The sequence below is a fragment of the Pseudomonas sp. UBA6315 genome, from assembly GCF_002438125.1.
Lineage (GTDB): Bacteria > Pseudomonadota > Gammaproteobacteria > Pseudomonadales > Pseudomonadaceae > Aquipseudomonas > Aquipseudomonas faucium.
The window spans coordinates 1-22,115 of the sequence record NZ_DJTF01000159.1; the positions used below are offsets into that span (position 1 = coordinate 1).

The following is a 22,115-nucleotide window of genomic DNA, read 5'->3' on the forward strand; positions in this document are numbered from 1 at the left end:
CTGCAACTACTTCGTAGTTCGGATGAATATCTGCTTTCATGGTCACTTCCTCGAGCTGCGTGCCGCCACCCAACACCATTGTTGAATACCGCACGTAATTAGGCGGCGAATATTACCAGAGTGTCACGCCAGCGCAAGTTGTCGCTTGCACCGGCCGTCGTCTGCTAGGCTCGCCAGTCATTGAAATGCCCTCCGAGATTTTCCGCGTGTCCGACGTCATCCTGCGCCTTGCCCTGCCCTCTCCCTTGCGTCGCCTGTTCGACTACCGGGCGCCGGCGAGCATGGCGCGCCAGGCCCTGGCACCGGGCATGCGCATCCGCGTGCCGTTCGGCCGCCGCGAGATGATCGGCGTGCTGGTGGAGGTCTGCGATCAGAGCGAAGTGCCCGCCGACAAGCTCAAGCCGGCCATCGCCCTGCTCGACCCGGTGACCCCGGTGCCGGCGGCGCTGTTCAAGCTGTGCCTGTGGACGGCCCAGTACTACCAGCACAGCCTCGGTGACACCCTCAGCTGGGCCCTGCCCACGCTGCTGCGCCAGGGCGAGCCGGCCGAAATGCGCCAGGAACGCTTCTGGCACGTGGCCCCCGGCGCCCGCGCCGAAGACCCGCGCATCGCCCGGGCGCCCCGCCAGCGCGATGCCTTGAAGACCCTGGCCCAGCACCCCCATGGCGTGGCCCACAGCCTGCTGGCCAAGCTCAACCTGAACAAGGACAGCCTCGACCTGCTGCTGGCCAAGGACCTGGTCCAGGTGGAAGTGCGCCGCCAGCGCCCGGCGCCACGCCACGAACACTGGCTGGCCCAGCCGGAGCTGCCGCTCAACGAAGAACAGCGCGATGCCTTCGACGCGGTGCGCGAGGGTTTTGGCGGGTTTGCCGCGTTTCTCCTGGCGGGCGTCACCGGCAGCGGCAAGACCGAGGTCTACCTGCAGCTGATCCGCGAAACCCTGGAGGCCGGCAAGCAGGCGCTGGTGCTGATCCCCGAGATCAACCTCGGCCCGCAGACCCTGGCGCGCTTCGAGCAGCGCTTCAATGCGCGCATCGCCCTGCTGCACTCGGCCGTGAACGACCGCGAACGCCTCGATGCCTGGCTGGCGGCGCGTGATGGCGAGGCCGACATCATCATCGGTACCCGCTCGGCGCTGTTCACCCCGATGAAGAACCCGGGCCTGATCATCATCGACGAGGAGCACGACGGCTCCTATAAACAGCAGGAAGGCCTGCGTTACCACGCCCGCGACCTGGCGCTGGTGCGCGCCCACCAGGAAAACATCCCGATCCTGCTCGGCTCTGCCACCCCGTCGCTGGAAACCCTGCACAACGCCCTGACCGGCCGCTACCGCCTGCTGCGCATGAACCAGCGCGCCGGTGGCGCGCGCCCGCCGCGCATGCTGCGCCTGGACGTGAAGAGCCTGCCGCTGGACAGCGGTATCAGCGGCCCGCTGCAACAGGCCATCCGCCTGACCCTGGAAGCCGGCCAGCAGGTGCTGGTGTTCCTCAACCGCCGCGGCTTCGCCCCCACCTTGCTGTGCCATGACTGCGGCTGGCTGTCCGAATGCCCGCGCTGCGATGCGCGCATGACCGTGCACCAACGCTCCGGCGTGCTGCGCTGCCACCACTGCGGCTATGACGAGCGGCTGCCGCACCAGTGCCCCAAGTGCAACCACGTGGACTTGCGCCCGGTCGGGGCTGGCACCGAGCGCGCCGAGGAACGCCTGAAGGTGCTGTTCCCGGACTACCCGATCCTGCGCGTGGACCGCGACAGCACGGCGCGCAAGGACGCCATGCACAACCTGTTCAGCACCATCCAGCGCGGCCAGCCGAGCATCCTGGTCGGCACCCAGATGCTGGCCAAGGGGCACCACTTCCCGCGGGTTACCCTGGTGGCCATCCTCGATGCCGATGGCGGGCTGTTCTCCGGCGATTTTCGCGCCAGCGAGCGCATGGCCCAGCTCATCGTCCAGGTTGCAGGCCGCGCCGGGCGTGCCGAAGAGCCGGGCAAGGTGATCATCCAGACCCACCTGGCCGACCACCCGCTGCTGGTGCAGCTGACCGAGCAAGGCTACTTCGCCTTCGCCGAACAGGCCCTGGACGAACGCCGCGCAGCCGGCCTGCCGCCCTATTCGCACCTGGCCCTGCTGCGCGCCGAAGCACACAAGCCAGGCCAGGCCGAGGGCTTTCTCGACGAGGCCTGCAGTGCGGCGGAGCGCCTGGTGGCCGAGCAAGGCTTGCCGGGCATTGAACTGTTGGGCCCGGTGCCCGCTCCGATGGAGCGCAAGGCTGGGCGCTTCCGTGCCCAATTGTTGATCCAGGCCAACACCCGGGCACCCTTGCATCGACTGATCAGCGCCTGGTTGCTAGTGTTGGAGCAACTGCCAAGCGGGCGCCAGGTACGTTGGTCGCTCGATGTGGACCCCGTGGACCTGTATTGAGCATGCAGCCCATTGGCCGCCAAAGGTTGGCAACCCGGCCCCGGCAACGGATAATGCCCAGTTTTTCCACCTGCGCATCCAGGCGCCCCACCGCGCTTGCGGTCGAAAAGAGATCCCCATGAAAGACACCATTCGCCAGCTGATCCAGCAAGCCCTCACCCAACTCGTCGCCGACGGTGTGCTGCCTGAAGGGCTGTCGCCGGCGATCCAGGTGGAAAACGCCCGGGACAAGACCCACGGCGATTTCGCCAGCAACATCGCCATGATGCTGGCCAAGCCGGCCGGCATGAAGCCGCGCGACCTGGCCGAGAAACTGATCGACGCCCTGCCGGCCAGCGCCGACATCAGCAAGGTCGAGATCGCAGGCCCAGGGTTCTTGAACTTCTTCCAGAACACCGAAGCCCTGGCCAACCGCCTGGACGCGGCCCTGGCCGACGCCCACCTGGGCGCGCGCAAGGCCGGCCCTGCGCAGAAGGTGGTGATCGACATGTCGGCACCGAACCTGGCCAAGGAAATGCACGTCGGCCACCTGCGCTCGACCATCATCGGTGACAGCGTCGCCCGGGTGCTGGAGTTCCTCGGCGACCAGGTCATCCGCCAGAACCACGTGGGCGACTGGGGCACCCAGTTCGGCATGCTGATGGCCTACCTGGAAGAGAACCCGATCACCAGCGACGAGCTGTCGGACCTGGAGAACTTCTACCGCGCGGCCAAAAAACGCTTCGACGAATCCGAAGAATTCGCCACCCGCGCCCGCGGCCTGGTGGTCAAGCTGCAGGCCGGCGACCCCGAGTGCCTGGCCCTGTGGACGCGTTTCAAGGACATCTCGCTGTCGCACTGCCAGAAGACCTACGAGCTGCTCAACGTCAAGCTGACCATGGCCGACGTGATGGGCGAAAGCGCCTACAACGACGACCTGGCCAACGTGATCAACGACCTCAAGGCCAAGGGCCTGCTGGTCGAGGACCAGGGCGCCCAGTGCGTGTTCCTCGACGAGTTCAAGAACAGCGAAGGCGAGCCGCTGCCGGTGATCGTGCAGAAGGCCGACGGTGGCTACCTGTACGCCACCACCGACCTTGCGGCCGTGCGCTACCGCAGCAACGTGCTCAAGGCCGACCGCGCCCTGTACTTCGTTGACCAGCGCCAGGCACTGCACTTCAACCAGGTATTCGAAGTGGCCCGCCGCGCAGGCTTCGTCGGCCACCCGATGCAGATGGAGCACATGGGCTTCGGCACCATGAACGGCGCCGACGGCCGCCCGTTCAAGACCCGTGACGGCGGCACCGTGAAGCTGATCGACCTGCTCACCGAGGCCAAGGACCGCGCTTATGCGCTGGTCAAGGAAAAGAACCCGAGCCTGGCCGATGAAGAACTGCGCCACATCGGTGAAGTGGTGGGTATCGGCGCGGTGAAGTACGCCGACCTGTCCAAGCACCGCACCAGCGACTACAGCTTCAACTTCGAGCTGATGCTCAACTTCGAAGGCAATACCGCGCCTTACCTGCTGTACGCCTACACCCGCGTGGCCGGCGTATTCCGCAAGCTGGGCAAGGGCTTTGACGAGGTCGAAGGCCGCATCGTCCTGCAGGCGCCCCACGAGCAGGACCTGGCCGCACGCCTGGCGCAGTTCGGCGAAATCCTCAACAACGTCGCCGAGAAGGGCACGCCGCACGTGCTGTGCAGCTACCTCTACGACCTCGCCGGGCTGTTCTCCAGCTTCTACGAGAACTGCCCGATCCTCGCCGCCGAAACCCCGCAGCAGCAGCAGAGCCGCCTGCGCCTGGCTGCCCTGACCGGCCGCACCCTCAAGCAAGGTCTGGAACTGCTCGGCCTGGAAACCCTGGAGCGTATGTAAGTTGGCTGCCAAGAAAAAACCAGCACCCAAGCGCGGCGCCAGCCGCACCCAGGCACCGGCCAAACAGCCGATCCCCGGCTGGGTATGGTTGGCGGTCGGCCTTACCGTCGGCGCCTTCATCGTCTTCTTGATGAAGCTCGAACCCGGTGGCGGCGAGATCCAGCGCACCAAGCCCGAGCAGCAGAAGCCAGAGAAGGCGGCCGAAGCCAGCAAGTCCACGCCTGCCACGCCGCAGCAGCCGGTGAAGCCGAAGTACGACTTCTACACGCTGCTGCCGGAGTCCGAGGTGATCGTGCCGCCTGAGGCGGTACCGGAGAAGACACCGCCCGTGCCGGCCCAGCCGGTGACCCCGGTAACCCCGGCGGAAGCCGCGAAGATCGACACCGCGCGCGCCCAGGCTGCATTGCTGGGGCAAACGCCGCCGCCAGCGCCGCCGGTGATCAAGCCGGCAGCCACCACGCAGTTCTTCCTGCAGGCGGGCTCGTTCCGCAAGCAGGCGGATGCCGACAAGGTGCGCGCGCAGATCATCCTGCTGGGCCAGGCGGTGAAGGTGGAGTCGGGAACGGTCAAGGATGAAACCTGGTACCGCGTGCTGGTCGGCCCGTTCAGCAACCGCGAACAGCTGACCGGGGCCCAGAAGCAGTTGGCAGGGGCAGGGTTCAGCAACCTGCTGCTGCAGCAGCGACAGACCCGCCAGTAATGAAAAAGGCCTTGCCGCTCGATGCGACAAGGCCTTTTTTCTGCCTCAGCGGCGCTCGCTGTTGGCCTGGGAGATCTGGCCGTTCAGCGTCCAGAAGTCATACAGCACGCCCAGCAGGAACAGGCCGCCGGTGAAGAAGTAGATGATCGCGCTGATCCACTTGCCCTGGTACAGCCGGTGCACGCCGAACACACCGAGGAAGGTCAGCAGAATCCAGGCGATGTTGTAGTCGATGCGCCCGGACTGGAAGCGCATGTCGGCCTCGCGGTCCATCGACGGAATCAGGAACAGGTCGATCAGCCAGCCGATGCCGAGCAGGCCCAGGGTGAAGAACCAGATCGTCCCGGTGATGGGCTTGCCGTAGTAGAAGCGGTGCGAGCCGGTGAAGCCGAAGATCCACAGCAGGTAGCCGATCACCTTGCTGTGGGTGTCGTGGTGCGGCGCCCCTTGTTCATAACTGTTCATTCATAGCCCTCCTGGGTTATCCGAAAATTTTCTAAAAAAAAATGTGACTTTTCTGGCGTTGACCGACGTACGGCAGCATGACAATCGACCAACGGATCAGAAACTGATCAAAAAGCTGTTATAAAGTTGCCCGCCAACACACATAAAACATTCATAAAGAGCTTCATCTATGCCGCCTTTACTCAAGACATGGCTGACCCTCTGCCTATTATTGCCCCTGGCCGCCCACGCCACCAATCGTGAGCAACGTCTTCCCAATGGTTTCACCGGCTACACCAGCAACGCCTCGGTGAAACACGCGCCGGTCAAGCAGACCGCGCTGCGCGCACGCCAGAATACCTCGGCGAAGGGCCATAACCTGCCCGCCGTTGCCTCGATGTCGCCCAAGCAGAGCAGCGATGTGCTCAGCCGCGCCGTCAATGTACTCGGCACGCCCTATGTATGGGGTGGCAGCAGCCCGAAAAAGGGTTTCGACTGCAGCGGGCTGGTCAAGTACGCCTTCAACGACGTGGCTGACGTCGACCTACCGCGCACCTCCAATGCCATGGCCGAGGGGCATGGCGTGAAGGTCGCGCAGGGCGACCTCAAGCCGGGCGACCTGATCTTCTTCAACATCAAGAGCCGCCGGGTCAACCACGTTGCCATCTACCTGGGCAACGACCGTTTCATCCACGCGCCGCGTCGCGGCAAGCGGGTGAGCATCGACAACCTGAGCAAGCCTTACTGGCAGAAGCATTACGTTGTCGCCAAGCGGGTGTTGCCGAAGGATCAGCAGCAGCTGGCACTGGCCAAGCGCTGAGCGCGCTGACCCCATCGCCGGCAAGCCGGCTCCCACAGGTCCCGAACCCTGTAATGCACCTGTGGGAGCCGGCTTGCCGGCGATAGGGCCAGAAGGCTTCACGCCAACTCGACCAGCCCTTGACGCTTCAGCTGGCTCATCGCCCCTTCCATCGTCTGCATCCCCTGCGCCGCCCCCGCCTGCATCACCGAACACAATTGCGCCATCCGCCCTTCGCGTATCAGGTTACGCACCGCCGGTGTCGCCACCAGCACCTCCCTGGCCGCCACCCGCCCGCCCCCCACGCGCTTGACCAGCACCTGCGCCACCACCATGCGCAACGACTCCGCCAGCATTGCCCGCACCAAGGGCTTTTCTTCTGCGGCAAACACATCCACCAGCCGGTCGACACTGCTCACTGCCGAGCGCGTATGCACCGTCGCCAATACCAGATGCCCCGTTTCCGCCGCGCGCAGCGCCAGGCGGATCGTTTCCAGGTCGCGCAGCTCGCCGATCATGATCACATCCGGGTCCTGGCGCAGCGCACTGCGCAGCCCCTGGCTGAAGTCACGACAATGCCGGCCGATTTCGCGCTGGTTGATCAGGCTGCGTTGGCCGCTGTGGATAACTTCGATCGGGTCTTCGAGGGTGATGATGTGCAGGCACCGCTGACGATTGAGCTGATCGATCAGTGCCGCCAGGGTGCTGGACTTGCCGCTGCCGGTCGGGCCGCCGATCAGCACCAGGCCGTCGCTGTACTGTGCAATAGCTCGAAACACTTCTTCGAGGGCCAGTTCATCGAGAGTCGCGATGCGTGCCGGGATCACGCGAAAGGTTGCCGCCGGGCCGTTCAACTGGCGAAACAGGTTCAGACGAAAACGCCCAAGCGGTGCCAGCTGCAGCGCCAGGTCCTGTTCGTCGCCCTGCTCCCAGCGCTGGCGCTGGCCATCGTCGAGCAAAGGCGCCAGGCCAGCGCTCAAGGCAGCAGGCTGCAAACGAGGCAAACCCAGGCGCTGCAATTCGCCATCCAGGCGCAGCATGGGTATTTCGCCCGCGGCCAGGTGCAGGTCGCTCGCCCCTGCCTCCACGGCCCGGGCCAGCAGGTCGGTCACGTCCATGAGACTCCCCAAAGGCCATCAAGCAGGTAGAATGCCGCAGACCCCAGAGCCGACGGCATCGATCCATGTCCACCATAGCAGACAACCTTTCCGCCCTCGCCAAGCGCATCGACAGCGCGGCCCGGGCCGTTGGGCGCGACCCGGCCAGCGTCCAGCTGCTGGCGGTGAGCAAGACCAAACCGGCCAGTGCCATCCGCGAAATCCATGCCGCGGGCGTGCGCGACGTGGGCGAAAACTACCTGCAGGAAGCGCTGAACAAGCAGGGCGAACTGCGCGACCTGCCCTTGATCTGGCACTTCATCGGCCCCATTCAGTCGAACAAGACCAAAGCGATTGCCGAACATTTCGACTGGGTACATTCCGTGGACCGCCTGAAGATCGCCCAACGCCTGTCCGAGCAGCGCCCCGCTGGCCTGCCCGCGCTGAACATCTGCCTGCAGGTGAATGTCAGCGGTGAAGCCAGCAAGTCGGGCTGCGCCCCGGCGGACCTGCCAGCGCTGGCCAATGCCGTGGCCGCCCTGCCCAACCTGCGCCTGCGCGGGTTGATGGCGATCCCCGAGCCGACCGACGACCGCGCCGAGCAAGAGGCAGCCTTTGCCAGCCTGCGCCAGTTGCAGGAGCAGTTGGGCCTGGGCCTGGACACCTTGTCCATGGGCATGAGCCACGACCTTGAAGCGGCGATTGCACAGGGTGCGACCTGGGTACGCATCGGCACCGCCCTGTTCGGCGCGCGCAGCTACCCGGCCAGCGACCCCGTCTGATTCCATGCTTTACTCACTCTTTCCCTCAAGGACCTGACATGAGCAAGACACGTATTGCCTTTATCGGCGCCGGCAACATGGCCGCCAGCCTGATCGGCGGCCTGCGTGCCCAAGGCCTGGACGCATCGCAGATCCGCGCCAGCGACCCGGGCGCCGAAACCCGCGCGCGGGTGCAGGCCGAGCACGGAGTTGCAACGTTCGAAGACAACGCCAGCGCCATCGCCGATGCCGACGTGATCGTCCTGGCGGTCAAGCCGCAGGTGATGAAGGCCGTGTGCCAGGCCCTGCAGCCAAGCCTGCAAGATGGCCAGCTGATCGTTTCCATCGCCGCCGGCATCACCTGCGCCAGCCTGCAGGCCTGGCTCGGCGCCCGCCCGGTGGTGCGCTGCATGCCCAACACCCCGGCGCTGCTGCGCCAGGGCGTCAGCGGCCTGTATGCAACGGCCGAGGTGTCCGCCGCACAGCGCGAGCAGGCCGAACAGCTGCTGTCGGCTGTCGGCACCGCCCTGTGGCTGGAGCAGGAACAGCAGCTCGATGCGGTCACGGCCGTCTCGGGCAGCGGCCCGGCGTATTTCTTCCTGCTGATCGAAGCCATGACCGCCGCCGGCGAAAAACTCGGCCTGCCGCGCGAAACCGCTTCTCAGCTGACCCTGCAAACGGCCTTGGGCGCCGCGCACATGGCCGTGGCCAGCGACGTCGACGCCGCCGAACTGCGCCGCCGGGTCACCTCGCCGGCCGGTACCACCGAGGCGGCAATCAAGTCGTTCCAGGGCAACGGGTTCGAAGCCATCGTCGAGCAAGCGCTGGAGGCTGCGGCCAAGCGTTCTGCCGAGCTGGCCGAGCAATTGGGCAAATAAGGAGCTGTTGATGAATGCACTGTCAGGCGCCGCGATCTTCGTGGTGCAAACCCTGGTCAGCCTGTACCTGGTGATCGTCCTGCTGCGCTTCGTGCTGCAGCTGGTCAAGGCCAACTTCTACAACCCACTGTGCCAGTTCACCGTGCGCGCCACCCAGCCGCTGCTCAAGCCGATTCGCCGGGTGATCCCCAGCATCGGTGGCCTGGACACCTCCTCGCTGCTGCTGGCCGTGGTCATCCAGGCCCTGCTGATGGGCTTCGTGCTGATGGTTACCTACGGCACCTTCGGCGATGTCCTGCACTTGCTGATGTGGGCGATCATCGGGATCACCTCGCTGTTCCTGAAGATCTTCTGGGTGGCGATGATCGTCATGGTGATCGTCTCCTGGGTCGCGCCGAACAGCCACAACCCAGCTGCCGAACTGGCCTACCAGATCAGCGAGCCGGTGCTGGCACCGTTCCGCCGCATCGTCCCCAACCTGGGCGGCATGGACATCTCGCCGATCTTCGCCTTCCTGGCGATCCAGGTGATCCAGTCGTTCGTCATGCCACCGCTGGCCGCCTATGCCGGCATGCCACAGGAACTGTGGCGGATGATCTGACCCCGCCTGCACCTGGCGGCAAGCCTTTGCTTGCCGCTGGGGGTAGCGCTCTTTAGACTTACGCCTCCGTCAAGCGTGAGCAGGGTCGATGTCCACTGTCCTTCCCGAAGATTCCGTCGGTCTGGTTACACCGCAAACTGCCCGGTTCGAAGAACCGCTGGCCTTGGCCTGTGGCCGCTCCCTGGCCAGCTACGAGCTGGTCTATGAAACCTATGGCAGCCTGAACGCCAGCGCGAGCAATGCCGTGCTGATCTGCCATGCCCTGTCCGGCCACCACCATGCCGCCGGCTACCATGCCGCCACCGACCGCAAGCCGGGCTGGTGGGACAGCTGCATCGGCCCAGGCAAACCGATCGACACCAATCGCTTCTTCGTGGTCAGCCTGAACAACCTCGGCGGCTGCAACGGCAGCACCGGCCCGAGCAGCGTCAACCCGGCCACCGGCAAGCCGTATGGCGCCGATTTCCCGGTGCTGACCGTGGAAGACTGGGTGCACAGCCAGGCCCGCCTGGCCGACCGCCTCGGCATCCAGCAATGGGCCGCCATCGTCGGCGGCAGCCTGGGCGGCATGCAGGCGCTGCAGTGGACCATCACCTACCCCGAGCGCGTGCGCCATTGCGTGGACATCGCCTCCGCGCCCAAGCTGTCGGCGCAGAACATCGCCTTCAACGAAGTGGCGCGCCAGGCCATCCTCACCGACCCGGAGTTCCACGGCGGCTCGTTCCAGGACCAGGGCGTGATCCCCAAGCGCGGGCTGATGCTGGCGCGCATGGTCGGCCACATCACCTACCTGTCGGACGACTCGATGGGCGAGAAATTCGGCCGTGAGCTCAAGAGCGACAAGCTCAACTACGACTTCCACAGCGTCGAATTCCAGGTCGAGAGCTACCTGCGCTATCAAGGCGAAGAATTCTCCGGCCGCTTCGACGCCAACACCTACCTGCTGATGACCAAGGCCCTGGACTACTTCGACCCGGCCGCGGCCCACGGCGGCGACCTGGCGGCCACCCTGGCCGAGGTCAAGGCAGACTACTGCATCATGTCGTTCACCACCGACTGGCGCTTCTCGCCGGCCCGCTCGCGCGAGATCGTCGACGCCCTGATGGCGGCGCGCAAGAACGTCTGTTATCTGGAGATCGACTCGCCTTACGGCCACGATGCCTTCCTGATCCCGACGCCTCGCTACATGCAGGGTTTCTCGAACTACATGAACCGCATCGCCATCTGAGGACAGCATGAGAGCCGATCTGGAAATCATCCACGAGTGGATTCCCGCCGGTAGCCGGGTACTCGACCTGGGCTGCGGCAGTGGCGAGCTGCTGGCATCGCTGCGCGATCGCAAGCAGGTCACCGGCTACGGCCTGGAAATCGACGCCGACAACATCGCCGCCTGCGTGGCCAAGGGCGTCAACGTGATCGAGCAGGACCTGGACAAGGGCTTGGGCAACTTCGCCAGCAACAGTTTCGATGTGGTGATCATGACCCAGGCCCTGCAGGCCGTGGAGTACCCCGACCGCATCCTCGACGAGATGCTGCGGGTGGGCCGCCAGTGCATCATCACCTTCCCCAACTTCGGCCACTGGCGCTGCCGCTGGTACCTGGCGACCAAAGGCCGCATGCCGGTGTCGGACTTCATGCCGTATACCTGGTACAACACGCCGAACATTCACTTCTGTACCTTCGCCGACTTCGAAGAGCTGTGCCACGAGCGCCATGCCAAGGTGCTCGACCGCCTGGCCGTCGACCACTTGCACCGCAACGGGTGGGGAGGCCGGCTTTGGCCTAATCTTCTAGGTGAAATCGGCATTTATCGCGTCAGCAGCCCTGGCCTGCAGGAGCACCAGCTCGCGGTCTGACGCTTACCGGAGGAATCGCACCATGCGTCGTCTAGCCCTGTTCCTGATCAGCCTGTGCCTGGCCTTGCCGGTACTGGCTGCCGATGCCGCCAGGCCCGATCGCAAGGAAGATTTCGGCGACGTGACGGTGCACTACAGCGCCTTTACCTCAAGCATGCTGCAACCGGACATTGCCGCCGCCACCGGGCTTACCCGCAGCAAGAACCAGGGCGTGCTCAACATTGCTCTGATCAAGGCGGGCAAGCCGAGCATGGGGGTGGTCAGCGGCACGGTGAAAGACCTGACCGGGCGCAGCAACCCGCTGTCGTTCAAGCAGATCACCGACCAGGGCGCCGTTTATTACATTGCCCAGTTCAAGATCGAACAGGCCGAGACCCTGACCTTCGACCTGAATGTCGAAACCGGCGGGGTCAGCCATCAACTCAGCTTCAACCAGGAAGTGTTCCCAGGCGAATGATGAATTTCCAGCAACTCGTATTGGCCAGCCACAACGCCGGCAAACTCAAGGAACTCCAAGCCATGCTCGGGCAGTCGGTGCAGCTGCGCTCGATCGGCGAGTTCAGCCAGGTGGAGCCTGAAGAAACCGGCTTGTCGTTCGTCGAGAACGCCATCCTCAAGGCGCGCAACGCCGCGCGCATCTCCGGCCTGCCGGCGCTGGCCGACGACTCGGGCCTGGCGGTGGACTTCCTGGGCGGCGCCCCCGGCATCTATTCGGCGCGCTACGCCGATGGCAAAGGCGATGCCGCCAACAACGCCAAGCTGCTCGAAGCGCTGAAGGATGTACCGCAAGACCAGCGCGGCGCCCAGTTCGTCTGCGTGCTGGCCCTGGTGCGGCATGCCGATGACCCGCTGCCGATCCTCTGCGAAGGCCTGTGGCAAGGGCGCATCCTGTTCGAAGCCAGTGGCGAGCATGGCTTTGGCTACGACCCGCTGTTCTGGGTGCCAGAGCGCAACTGCTCGAGCGCCGACCTCAGCCCTGCCGACAAGAACCAGCTCAGCCACCGCGCCCGCGCCATGGCCCTGCTGCGTCAACGCCTGGGCCTGGCATGATCACAACGCTGTCCACCCAGCCGCGCCATGGCGCGGCGGGTCTCGCCATGCTGCCGCCTTTGGCGCTGTACATCCACATCCCGTGGTGCGTGCGCAAATGCCCTTATTGCGACTTCAACTCCCATGCCGCCGGCCCTGAGCTGCCGGAAGAGGCCTATGTCGATGCCTTGCTGACCGACCTCGACCAGGAACTGGCCGCCGTGCAAGGCCGGCCGATTTCGTCGATCTTCTTCGGTGGCGGCACCCCCAGCCTGTTCAGCGCCAACGCCCTCGGGCGCTTGCTGCGTGGCGTGGAGCAACGTATCCCGTTTGCCCCGGACATCGAGATCACGCTGGAAGCCAACCCCGGCACGTTCGAGCAGGAGAAGTTCAAGGCCTACCGGCAGACGGGCATCAACCGCCTGTCCATCGGCGTGCAGAGCTTCCAGCCGGCCAAGTTGCAGGCGCTGGGCCGCATCCACAATGGCGACGAGGCGATTCGTGCCGCGGCAATGGCTCGCGCGGCGGGCTTCGACAACTTCAACATGGACCTGATGCACGGCCTGCCCGACCAGTCGCTGGACGACGCCCTCGGCGACCTGCGCCAGGCCATCGACCTGGGGCCGACGCACCTGTCGTGGTACCAGCTGACCGTGGAACCGAACACGGTGTTCTGGAACCAGCCACCGGAGCTGCCGGAAGACGACATCCTCTGGGACATCCAGGAAGCCGGCCAGGCGCTGATGGCCGAGCACGGCTTCAGGCAGTACGAAGTGTCGGCCTACGCCCAGCCCGATCGCCCGGCCAGACACAACCTGAACTACTGGCGTTTCGGCGACTTCATCGGCATCGGCGCCGGCGCCCATGGCAAGCTGACCTTCGCCGACGGCCGCATCCTGCGCACCTGGAAAACCCGCCTGCCGAAGGACTACCTGAACCTCGCCAAGCCCTTCAAGGCCGGCGAGAAGCTGCTGCCGGTGGATGAACTGCCGTTCGAGTTCCTGATGAACGCCCTGCGCCTCACCGATGGCGTGGAAGCCGAGCTGTTCACCCAGCGCACCGGCCTGCCCCTGGCGCAACTGGCCGAGGCGCGCCGCGCGGCCGAACAAAAGGGCCTTTTGCAGGTCGAACCGGATCGGTTGGTGGCCACGCCACGCGGCCAGCTGTTCCTCAATGACCTGCTGCAGTATTTCTTGACCTAAGGACGACCCATGGATCTGGTACTCGATCTGCTGGCGACGGTTTCTCGCTGGAGCCGAAGCAACCTGTCGGAGATTTCCCTGGCATTGGTAGGCTGTTTGCTGGTGCTGTTCGGCACCGACCTCAAGGCCTGGGTGGAACAGCGCCTGGGCGGCCTGGCAGGCGCCCTGCGCATACCGTTCATGGCGCTGCTGGTGATGATCGGCAGTGGTGCGGCGCTGATCTACGCCACGCCCTGGGTGGTGAAGGGGCTGGGCCAGTTCAACAACTATGCGTTGGCACCGGTGCTGCTGGTGGTGCTGGTGTTGATTGGGGTGGTGGCTGATCGGCGGGGGTGAGGTTGCTAAAAGCACGGTCAATGCTGTTAACTGCTCAGACACACGTGATGCAGAATTTTTCTGATCATTGACGCACCCTGCCTGCCTCCCTATGGTCCACTAACTGTGTGGGTGTTTCGGTGAAACCCCGAGCGATGGATACTCAGCCCTCTCGCTCAAACAAAAAACCGCCCTTCTCAAGGCGGTTTTTTTTCGCCTGCGGTTCTGCAGGCATCAGCACATTGAAACGCTGAATCAGCCGTTCAATCCACCTTCTCGAACTTCAAATCCCAAACCCCATGCCCCAGGCGCTCACCACGGCGCTCGAACTTGGTGATCGGACGCTCTTGCGGGCGCGGCACATAAGCACCGTCCGCTGCCTGGTTGCGATAACCCGGCGCAGCGCTCATCACTTCCAGCATGTACTCGGCATACGGCTCCCAGTCGGTCGCCATGTGGAACACGCCGCCCGGCTTGAGCTTGCGGCGCACCAGTTCGGCGAACTCCAGTTGCACGATACGGCGCTTGTGGTGGCGCGCCTTGTGCCAGGGGTCGGGGAAGAACAGCATCAAACGGTCGAGGCTGTTGTCGGCCACGCAACGGTTGAGCACTTCGATGGCGTCGCAGTCGTACACCCGCAGGTTCTTCAGGCCCTGGGTCAGCACACCGTTGAGCAGCGCGCCGACACCCGGCCGGTGCACTTCGACACCGATGAAGTCCAGCTCCGGCGCGGCGGCGGCCATTTCCAGCAGGGAGTGGCCCATGCCGAAACCGATTTCCAGGGTGCGCGGCGCCGAACGGCCAAACACCTGGTCGTAGTCCACCGGGCTGTCGGCCAGCGGCAGGATGTACAGCGGGCCGCCCTGGTCGAGGCCGCGTTGCTGGCCTTCGGTCATGCGCCCGGCGCGCATCACGAAGCTCTTGATGCGGCGGTGGGGGCGCGCTTCGCCGTCAGGGGTGGTCGGCGTATCTTGCGGTTCAGTCATCGGGGGCTCTTACTTGATCAGACCATCCAGCGGCGAAGAGGCGCTGGCATAGAGTTTCTTCGGCATGCGCCCGGCCAGGTAGGCCATGCGGCCGGCAACGATGGCGTGCTTCATGGCTTCGGCCATCAGCACCGGCTGCTGGGCGTGGGCGATGGCCGAGTTCATCAGCACCGCTTCGCAGCCCATTTCCATGGCGATGGTGGCGTCGGAAGCGGTGCCCACACCTGCGTCGACCAGCACCGGCACCTTGGATTCTTCCAGGATGATCTGCAGGTTGTACGGGTTGCAGATCCCCAGGCCGGTGCCGATCAGGCCGGCCAGCGGCATCACCGCGATGCAGCCGGCTTCGGCCAGCTGGCGGGCAATGATCGGGTCATCGCTGGTGTAGACCATCACGTCGAAACCGTCCTTGACCAGCACTTCGGCAGCCTTGAGGGTTTCGATCACGTTGGGGAACAGGGTTTTCTGGTCGGCCAGCACTTCCAGCTTGACCAGGTTGTGGCCATCGAGCAGCTCACGGGCCAGGCGGCAGGTGCGCACGGCCTCGACCGCGTCATAGCAGCCGGCGGTGTTCGGCAGGATGGTGTAGCGGTCCGGCGGCAACACGTCGAGCAGGTTCGGCTCGCCTGGGTTCTGGCCAAGGTTGGTGCGGCGCACGGCGACGGTGACGATTTCGGCACCCGAGGCCTCGATGGCCAGGCGGGTTTCTTCCATGTCACGGTACTTGCCGGTGCCGACCAGCAGGCGCGACTGGAAAGTACGCCCGGCCAGGGTGAAAGGCTTGTCGCTACGAACGTTGCTCATCGTTGTTCCTCGGGAAAAGGTTGCTGGGCTTGCAGGTGCATCGCCGGGGGCGGATCAACCGCCACCGATGGCGTGGACCACTTCGACCTGGTCGCCTTCGTTCAGCTGCGTGCTGTCGTGCTGGCTACGCGGCACGATATCCAGGTTGAGTTCCACCGCGACCCGGCGCCCGGTCAGCTCCAGGCGTGTCAGCAGGGCCGCTACGCTTTCGCCAGCGGGCACTTCGTAAGGTTCACCGTTCAGTTGAATGCGCATGCGCACGGCCACCATTGTTCTTTGGGGCCCGCATTCTAGCGCCGATCCACGCGTTTACCCAAGGGTGGCAGGCGCCATTAGTCGCGATTGTGGACCGCTTGGTCAGCCCAGGCGCCAGGCTGCCAGCCCCAGGCACAGCCAGCCGGCCAGGAAGCACAAGCCGCCGATGGGGGTGATGATGCCCAGTTTGCCCAGGCCGCTGAGGGTCAGCAGGTAGAGGCTGCCGGAGAACAGCACGATGCCCACGGCAAACAGGCCGCCGGCCCAGCCCACCAGCCGCCCCGGCAGATGCGCCGCCAGCAGCGCCACGCCGAAGATCGCCAGGGTATGCACCAACTGGTAGGTCACGCCGGTATGAAAGATCGCCAGGTAGTCGGCCGACAGGCGGTTTTTCAGGCCGTGCGCGGCAAACGCGCCCAGGGCGACACCGGTGAAACCGAAAAAGGCAGCGAGCATCAGGAAGCTGCGAAGCATGGGACGACTCCTCGTATCGGGTCTGTATAATGGCCCGTTCCACCGGTCCGGCCAAGCCATCGCCATGCTTTCATCCCTACTCCGCCGCTTTGCCCGTGCCCTGCTCTGGTTCGCCGCCGGCAGCATCGTGCTGGTGCTGGTGTTTCGCTGGGTGCCGCCGCCGGGCTCGGCATTGATGGTCGAGCGCAAGGTGCAATCGTGGTTCAGCGGCGAGCCGATCGACCTGCAGCGCGACTGGGAGCCTTGGGAGAACATCTCCGACGAGCTCAAGGTTGCCGTGATTGCCGGCGAAGACCAGAAGTTTGCCACGCACTGGGGCTTCGACATCCCAGCCATCCAGGCGGCACTGGCCTACAACGAACGGGGTGGCAGCATTCGCGGCGCCAGCACACTGACCCAGCAGGTGGCCAAGAACCTGTTCCTGTGGTCCGGTAGAAGCTGGGTGCGCAAGGGCCTGGAGGCCTGGTTCACGGCACTGATCGAGCTGATGTGGTCCAAGGAACGCATCCTCGAGGTCTACCTGAACAGCGCCGAGTGGGGCAAAGGGGTGTTTGGCGCCCAGGCTGCGGCGCGTTATCACTTCGGTATCGATGCCAGCCGGCTCAATCGGCAGCAGGCGGCGCAACTGGCGGCGGTGCTGCCCAGCCCGATCAAGTGGAGTGCCAGCAGGCCCAGCGCCTATGTGGCCAGCCGGGCGGGCTGGATTCGGCGGCAGATGAGCCAGCTGGGCGGGCCGAGCTACCTGATGCAGCTGGATGCCTCGCGCAGGCCCTGAGCGCCACAAAGCCTGCTCCAATAAAAAAGCCGCCGACCCGAGAGGGCCGGCGGCTTTTTTGTACTACCAGAACGTGATCAGACTGCGATCAGCGCCTTGACCTTGTTCATCGCATTCTTCTCCAGCTGACGAATACGCTCAGCCGAAACGCTGTACTTGTCTGCCAGCTCATGCAATGTCGCCTTTTCCTCGGCCAGCCAGCGCTGGTAGAGGATGTCGCGGCTACGCTCGTCCAGGCCCTGCAGTGCTTCGTGCAGGTTGCTGCTGGAGTTGTCGCTCCAGTCGGCGTCTTCCAACTGCACGGCAGGGTCGTAGCGATGGTCTTCCAGGTAATGCGCAGGCGACTGGAAGGCACTGTCGTCATCGGCTTCGGCGGCCGGGTCGAAGGCCATGTCCTGGCCACTCAAGCGGCTTTCCATCTCACGCACTTCACGCGGCTCGACGCCGAGGCTTTCCGCCACGCGATGCACTTCGTCATTGTTCAACCAGGCCAGGCGCTTCTTCTGGCTGCGCAGGTTGAAGAACAGCTTGCGCTGGGCCTTGGTGGTGGCCACCTTGACGATGCGCCAGTTGCGCAAGATGAACTCGTGAATCTCGGCCTTGATCCAGTGCACCGCGAAGGACACCAGGCGCACGCCCATTTCCGGGTTGAAGCGCTTGACCGCTTTCATCAGGCCAACGTTGCCTTCCTGGATCAGGTCAGCCTGGGCCAGGCCGTAGCCGGCATAGCTACGGGCGATATGTACGACGAAACGCAGGTGAGCCATCACCATTTGCCGAGCGGCTTCGAGATCCTGCTCGTAGTAGAGACGCTCGGCCAGATCACGCTCCTGCTCGACCGTCAGCAGCGGGATGCTGTTGACCGTGTGCACATAGGCTTCCAGGTTCGCACCAGGCACCAGGGCATACGCAGGTTGCAACGATGTGGTCATTCAAGAACCTCCGACTTACAAAACTCGCGCCTTGTGGGCGCTGCCAACATTGACCCGGAACGACGGTACAAGTTCCAAAATGAAAAAAATGTCAATGCTGGCACAGAAAAACTATCGAGGTGCCAACTCGTTCAAGTGACGAGCCACCGCGATCCATGCACCGATATACCCCAACAGCACCGCACCGATCAAGAGCGACAGACCGTCGGCAGCCGGCACGCCGCCCAGGGCGAAGTCGCTGTCGTACAGCCCGGACAGCCCTACCACGGCCTCGTTCAGCCAGTTCAGGCCAAACGCCAGGATGCCCCAGGCCAGCACACCCGCACCCAGGCCATACAACGCGCCCATGTACAGGAAGGGCCGGCGTACATAGCTGTCGGTGCCGCCAACCAGCTTGATCACTTCGATCTCGATGCGCCGGTTCTCGATATGTAGACGAATTGTGTTACCAATTACTAACAGCAAGGCCGAAATCAGCATGACTGCCAGGCCGAACACGAAGCGGTCACCCAGCTTGAGGATCGCCGCCAGGCGCTCGACCCACACCAGGTCCAGCTGGGCGTTCTCCACCCGTGGCAGCTCGGCCAGGCGTTGGCGCAAGGCCTCCAGCGCCGGCTTGTCGACTTCGGTCGGCGTCACCACCACCACGCCCGGCAGCGGGTTGTCGGGAAGCTCGCGCAGGGCCTCGCCAAGCCCGGATTGCTGCTGAAACTCTTCGAGCGCCTGTTCGCGGCTGACGTACAGGGCGTCTGCCACGCCCGGCATGCCCTTGATCTCGTCGCGCAGGGCTTCGCCTTCCCGGCTGCCCGCATCGAGCTTCAGGTACAGCGAGATCTGCGCCGCACGCTGCCAGGAGCCGCCGAGCTTCTCGACGTTCTTCAGCAGCAACGACAGGCCCATGGGCATGCTCAAGGCCACGGCCATCACCAGGCAGGTGAAGAAGCTGCCGATCGGCTGCTTGCCCAGGCGGCGCAGGCTGTCGGCCAGGCTGGCGCGGTGGCTTTCCAGCCAGGCGTGCAGCAGGGTGCGAAAGTCCGGGCCGTCGTCGTCGTGCTCGCCGCGCTTTTTCTTCGCCGGCTGCGGGTCGGCGGGTTTCGGCGCAACGCGCTCGGAAACCTTGGGTGTACGTGTAGTGCTCATTGCCCGGCCTCCCCATCGCCGATCAGACGGCCGCGCTGCAAGGTCAGCATGCGGTGGCGCATGCGCGCGATCAGTGCCAGGTCGTGGCTGGCAATCAGTACCGTGGTGCCCAGGCGGTTGATGTCCTCGAACACGCCCATGATCTCCGCGGCCAGGCGCGGGTCGAGGTTACCGGTGGGTTCGTCGGCCAGTAGCAAGGCTGGCTGGTGCACGATGGCGCGGGCGATGCCGACCCGCTGCTGCTGGCCGGTGGACAGGTCAGCCGGGAACAGCTCGCCCTTGTCGCTCAGCGACACGCGCTCCAGGGCCGAATCCACGCGCTTGGCGATCTCGGCCTTGGACAGGCCGAGAATCTGCAGCGGCAAGGCGATGTTGTTGAACACGGTGCGGTCGAACAGCAGCTGGTGATTCTGGAACACCACGCCGATCTGCCGGCGCAGGAACGGGATCTGCGCATTGCTGATCTGCCCCAGGTCCTGGCCTGCCAGCAGCAACTTGCCGCTGGTCGGGCGTTCCATGGCCAGCAGCAGGCGCAGCAAGGTGCTCTTGCCAGCGCCGGAATGGCCGGTGACGAACAGGAATTCGCCCCGGCGCGCCCGGAAACTCAGCTCATGCAAGCCGACATGGCCATTGGGATAGCGCTTGGCAACCTGTTCGAATCGGATCATGGGTGCTCTCGCTCGGCGAACAGTGCCTTGACGAACGGCTCGGCTTCGAAGGTGCGCAGGTCGTCGATGCCTTCACCCACACCAATGAAGCGGATCGGGATATTGAACTGCTTGGCCAGGGCGAAGATCACCCCACCCTTGGCGGTGCCGTCCAGCTTGGTCAGGGCCAGGCCGGTGAGCTCCACGCTCTGGTTGAAGTACTTGGCCTGGCTGATGGCGTTCTGCCCGGTGCCGGCATCGAGCACCAGCAACACCTCGTGCGGCGCCTCGGCGTCGAGCTTGCCGATCACCCGACGGACCTTCTTCAGCTCTTCCATCAGGTTGTCCTTGGTGTGCAGGCGGCCGGCGGTGTCGGCGATCAGCACATCGACACCGCGGGCCTTGGCGGCCTGCACGGCGTCGAAGATCACCGAGGCGGAGTCGGCGCCGGTGTGCTGGGCGATCACCGGGATCTGGTTGCGCTCGCCCCACACCTGCAATTGCTCGACCGCAGCGGCGCGGAAGGTGTCGCCGGCGGCCAGCATGACCTTCTTGCCTTCGAGCTGCAGCTTCTTGGCCAGCTTGCCGATGGTGGTGGTCTTGCCGGCGCCGTTCACGCCGACCACGAGGATCACGTAAGGCTTGTTCTGCGCCTCGACCTTCAGCGGCTGCTCGACCGGGCGCAGCAGCGCGGCCAGTTCATCCTGCAGCGACTTGTACAGCGCGTCGGCATCGGCCAGCTGCTTGCGGGCGACCTTCTGGGTCAGGTTCTGGACGATCGCCGAGGTGGCTTCCACACCCACGTCGGCGGTCAGCAGGCGCGTCTCGATTTCGTCGAGCAGGTCGTCATCGATGACCTTCTTGCCCAGGAACAGGCTGGCCATGCCCTCGCCAATGCTGGCGCTGGTCTTCGACAGGCCTTGTTTGAGGCGGGCGAAGAAGCCGGGCTTGGACTGTTCGCCGGCTGGGGCGGCGACCACGGGGGCCGGCTCGGGCTCGACCGGGGCAGGCGCTGCGATTACCGGCTCGACCACTGCAGGCGCAGCGGCGGGCTCGGGGGCCGGGCGCTCGGGGATCGCTGGCGGGGCCTTGGGCTCGAGGTCCGGGACCAGGGCGACGGGCTCTTCAGCGACGGGCAGGACCAGGTTGCTGACGGGCGGCTCGACGGGCTGGGCAACCGGGATCTCGGGGGCCGCAACCACCACTGCCGGGCGCTCGGCTTGTGCCGGGGCTGGCTCCACATCCGCCGGCAAGCCTGCTGCCGCAGGGGCCTGCTGCACAGGCTCGAGGATGACGGCTGGGGCTGGCTCAGGCTCGGCCGGGCGCGGTGTCTCGGCGACAGCAGGCGCCGCAGGGGCCGCAGGTGCCTGGGCAACCACCGGCGCTGCCGGAGCCGCTTCGGGCGGCTCGACGGCGGGCTGTGCGGCTACCGGCTCGGCAGCTTGGGCATCGGGTGTCTGTGGCTGTTCGGCGACAGGTTGCTGCGGCTTCTTGCGAAACCAGCTGAACAGGCCTTTTTTCTCGCCAGCCTCGGCCGGCGCTTTTTTGTCGTCGTTGGAACCAAACATGGAAGACGGCTATCTCAGGGTAGCGATGGGCCAGCAGTGGCGCATCGGGAATTCTCTAAACGCAGAACAGACTATTTTGAATCCGGCTGGTTCATGCGCAATGTTTTGTCTTGTGGGCCTGGGGGCCAGAACGGCGACAGGCATGGTCGCCAGGCAACCGGATCAGTATCCTAGCACCTCCTGGCCCGCCGACGCTAAACCAGCGGGCCGCCGAACAGGTCAAACACCTTATGAATGCTCTAGCCCGCCGCGCCGCTGGCCTGTTGCTCAGCACGCTCTGCCTGCCACTGGCGGCCTTCGCCGCCGATGTGCAACCCACCCACGAATTCATCCTCGACAACGGCCTGAAAGTGGTCGTGCGCGAAGACCATCGCGCCCCGGTGGTGGTTTCGCAGATCTGGTACAAGGTTGGCTCCAGCTACGAAACCCCGGGCCAGACCGGCCTGTCCCACGCGCTCGAGCACATGATGTTCAAGGGCAGCGACAAGATCGGCCCCGGCGAGGCCTCGCGCATCCTGCGTGACCTGGGCGCGGAAGAGAATGCCTTCACCAGCGACGACTACACCGCCTA

25 protein-coding genes are annotated in these 22,115 nt (G+C 64.9%); 15 read left to right on the top strand and 10 right to left on the bottom strand.

Going from position 1 to position 22,115, the window contains the following annotated elements; all coding sequences use genetic code 11:
• Positions 1 to 206: 206 nt before the first annotated feature.
• The 3 genes from B3E94_RS18375 (at position 207) to B3E94_RS18385 (ending at position 4,981) form a co-directional block, all read left to right on the top strand.
• Positions 207 to 2,426 (top strand): primosomal protein N', encoded by a 2,220-nt coding sequence (locus tag B3E94_RS18375; protein ID WP_286914599.1) that lies wholly within the window; start codon positions 207 to 209, stop codon positions 2,424 to 2,426.
• Positions 2,427 to 2,544: 118 nt separating this feature from the next.
• Positions 2,545 to 4,281 carry an arginine--tRNA ligase gene (gene argS, locus B3E94_RS18380; RefSeq protein WP_176510931.1) on the top strand — a complete coding sequence of 579 codons (1,737 nt, stop codon included), beginning with the start codon at positions 2,545 to 2,547 and terminating at the stop codon, positions 4,279 to 4,281.
• 1 nt (position 4,282) lies between these two features.
• The gene (locus tag B3E94_RS18385) at positions 4,283 to 4,981 is read left to right on the top strand and encodes an SPOR domain-containing protein (protein WP_176510932.1); all 699 of its coding nucleotides are present in this window, start codon (positions 4,283 to 4,285) and stop codon (positions 4,979 to 4,981) included.
• A gap of 45 nt (positions 4,982 to 5,026) precedes the next feature.
• Here B3E94_RS18385 and B3E94_RS18390 read toward each other — a convergent pair whose 3' ends face one another.
• Positions 5,027 to 5,446, bottom strand: a complete 420-nt coding sequence (locus tag B3E94_RS18390) for an NINE protein (RefSeq protein ID WP_286914600.1) — start codon at positions 5,444 to 5,446, stop codon at positions 5,027 to 5,029.
• A 169-nt stretch (positions 5,447 to 5,615) separates the two neighbouring features.
• Here B3E94_RS18390 and B3E94_RS18395 point away from each other — a divergent pair, with 169 nt between their 5' ends.
• Positions 5,616 to 6,245, top strand: coding sequence for a C40 family peptidase (locus B3E94_RS18395; protein ID WP_176510934.1), 630 nt, complete (start codon positions 5,616 to 5,618; stop codon positions 6,243 to 6,245).
• Positions 6,246 to 6,343: 98 nt separating this feature from the next.
• On the opposite strand, the gene B3E94_RS18400 is transcribed toward B3E94_RS18395, so the two are convergent.
• Positions 6,344 to 7,342, bottom strand: coding sequence for a type IV pilus twitching motility protein PilT (locus B3E94_RS18400; RefSeq protein ID WP_286914601.1), 999 nt, complete (start codon positions 7,340 to 7,342; stop codon positions 6,344 to 6,346).
• A gap of 65 nt (positions 7,343 to 7,407) precedes the next feature.
• Here B3E94_RS18400 and B3E94_RS18405 point away from each other — a divergent pair, with 65 nt between their 5' ends.
• From B3E94_RS18405 to B3E94_RS18445, 9 genes are all read left to right on the top strand, one after another.
• On the top strand, positions 7,408 to 8,103 hold the full coding sequence (locus tag B3E94_RS18405; protein WP_176510936.1) for a YggS family pyridoxal phosphate-dependent enzyme: 696 nt from the start codon (positions 7,408 to 7,410) through the stop codon (positions 8,101 to 8,103).
• Between the two features lie 38 nt (positions 8,104 to 8,141).
• On the top strand, positions 8,142 to 8,960 hold the full coding sequence (gene proC / locus B3E94_RS18410; RefSeq protein ID WP_176510937.1) for a pyrroline-5-carboxylate reductase: 819 nt from the start codon (positions 8,142 to 8,144) through the stop codon (positions 8,958 to 8,960).
• A 10-nt stretch (positions 8,961 to 8,970) separates the two neighbouring features.
• Complete coding sequence (locus B3E94_RS18415; protein ID WP_236237567.1) at positions 8,971 to 9,561, top strand: YggT family protein; 591 nt, start codon at positions 8,971 to 8,973, stop codon at positions 9,559 to 9,561.
• 88 nt (positions 9,562 to 9,649) lie between these two features.
• Positions 9,650 to 10,789, top strand: a complete 1,140-nt coding sequence (gene metX, locus B3E94_RS18420) for a homoserine O-succinyltransferase MetX (protein WP_176510939.1) — start codon at positions 9,650 to 9,652, stop codon at positions 10,787 to 10,789.
• A gap of 7 nt (positions 10,790 to 10,796) precedes the next feature.
• Complete coding sequence (gene metW, locus B3E94_RS18425) at positions 10,797 to 11,417, top strand: methionine biosynthesis protein MetW (RefSeq protein ID WP_176510940.1); 621 nt, start codon at positions 10,797 to 10,799, stop codon at positions 11,415 to 11,417.
• A gap of 22 nt (positions 11,418 to 11,439) precedes the next feature.
• Positions 11,440 to 11,874, top strand: coding sequence for a DUF4426 domain-containing protein (locus B3E94_RS18430; protein ID WP_236237569.1), 435 nt, complete (start codon positions 11,440 to 11,442; stop codon positions 11,872 to 11,874).
• Positions 11,871 to 12,467: an RdgB/HAM1 family non-canonical purine NTP pyrophosphatase gene (rdgB, locus tag B3E94_RS18435; RefSeq protein WP_286914605.1), complete on the top strand. Its 597-nt coding sequence runs from the start codon at positions 11,871 to 11,873 to the stop codon at positions 12,465 to 12,467. Before B3E94_RS18430 ends, rdgB begins: the two co-directional genes overlap by 4 nt.
• Complete coding sequence (gene hemW / locus B3E94_RS18440; protein ID WP_286914606.1) at positions 12,464 to 13,648, top strand: radical SAM family heme chaperone HemW; 1,185 nt, start codon at positions 12,464 to 12,466, stop codon at positions 13,646 to 13,648. The genes rdgB and hemW overlap by 4 nt, the downstream gene beginning before the upstream one ends.
• 9 nt (positions 13,649 to 13,657) lie before the next feature.
• Positions 13,658 to 13,984 carry a DUF3392 family protein gene (locus B3E94_RS18445; RefSeq protein WP_176510944.1) on the top strand — a complete coding sequence of 109 codons (327 nt, stop codon included), beginning with the start codon at positions 13,658 to 13,660 and terminating at the stop codon, positions 13,982 to 13,984.
• Between the two features lie 242 nt (positions 13,985 to 14,226).
• Here the strand turns inward: B3E94_RS18445 and trmB are convergent, their stop codons facing one another.
• The 4 genes from trmB to B3E94_RS18465 all read right to left on the bottom strand — a co-directional run bounded on the left by trmB (position 14,227) and on the right by B3E94_RS18465 (position 16,482).
• Entirely contained in the window at positions 14,227 to 14,949 is a 723-nt protein-coding gene (gene trmB / locus B3E94_RS18450) for a tRNA (guanosine(46)-N7)-methyltransferase TrmB (protein ID WP_176510945.1), read from the bottom strand.
• A gap of 9 nt (positions 14,950 to 14,958) precedes the next feature.
• Positions 14,959 to 15,753 carry a thiazole synthase gene (locus B3E94_RS18455; protein ID WP_008092966.1) on the bottom strand — a complete coding sequence of 265 codons (795 nt, stop codon included), beginning with the start codon at positions 15,751 to 15,753 and terminating at the stop codon, positions 14,959 to 14,961.
• 54 nt (positions 15,754 to 15,807) lie between these two features.
• On the bottom strand, positions 15,808 to 16,008 hold the full coding sequence (gene thiS / locus B3E94_RS18460; protein WP_008092964.1) for a sulfur carrier protein ThiS: 201 nt from the start codon (positions 16,006 to 16,008) through the stop codon (positions 15,808 to 15,810).
• 102 nt (positions 16,009 to 16,110) lie between these two features.
• Positions 16,111 to 16,482, bottom strand: a complete 372-nt coding sequence (locus B3E94_RS18465; RefSeq protein ID WP_176510946.1) for a DUF423 domain-containing protein — start codon at positions 16,480 to 16,482, stop codon at positions 16,111 to 16,113.
• 64 nt (positions 16,483 to 16,546) lie between these two features.
• Between B3E94_RS18465 and mtgA the strand changes: the two genes are divergently transcribed.
• A complete protein-coding gene (mtgA, locus tag B3E94_RS18470) occupies positions 16,547 to 17,257 on the top strand; it encodes a monofunctional biosynthetic peptidoglycan transglycosylase (protein ID WP_236237572.1) in 711 nt (236 codons plus the stop codon).
• Between the two features lie 77 nt (positions 17,258 to 17,334).
• Here the strand turns inward: mtgA and rpoH are convergent, their stop codons facing one another.
• From rpoH to ftsY, 4 genes are all read right to left on the bottom strand, one after another.
• On the bottom strand, positions 17,335 to 18,189 hold the full coding sequence (gene rpoH, locus B3E94_RS18475; RefSeq protein ID WP_176510948.1) for an RNA polymerase sigma factor RpoH: 855 nt from the start codon (positions 18,187 to 18,189) through the stop codon (positions 17,335 to 17,337).
• Between the two features lie 111 nt (positions 18,190 to 18,300).
• Positions 18,301 to 19,329 (bottom strand): permease-like cell division protein FtsX, encoded by a 1,029-nt coding sequence (ftsX, locus tag B3E94_RS18480; RefSeq protein WP_176510949.1) that lies wholly within the window; start codon positions 19,327 to 19,329, stop codon positions 18,301 to 18,303.
• Positions 19,326 to 19,997 (bottom strand): cell division ATP-binding protein FtsE, encoded by a 672-nt coding sequence (gene ftsE / locus B3E94_RS18485; RefSeq protein ID WP_011531723.1) that lies wholly within the window; start codon positions 19,995 to 19,997, stop codon positions 19,326 to 19,328. Before ftsE ends, ftsX begins: the two co-directional genes overlap by 4 nt.
• On the bottom strand, positions 19,994 to 21,544 hold the full coding sequence (gene ftsY / locus B3E94_RS18490; RefSeq protein ID WP_286914608.1) for a signal recognition particle-docking protein FtsY: 1,551 nt from the start codon (positions 21,542 to 21,544) through the stop codon (positions 19,994 to 19,996). Before ftsY ends, ftsE begins: the two co-directional genes overlap by 4 nt.
• Before the next feature lie 230 nt (positions 21,545 to 21,774).
• Here ftsY and B3E94_RS18495 point away from each other — a divergent pair.
• On the top strand, positions 21,775 to 22,115 hold a 341-nt coding region (locus B3E94_RS18495), incomplete at its 3' end, for a M16 family metallopeptidase (RefSeq protein ID WP_286914609.1).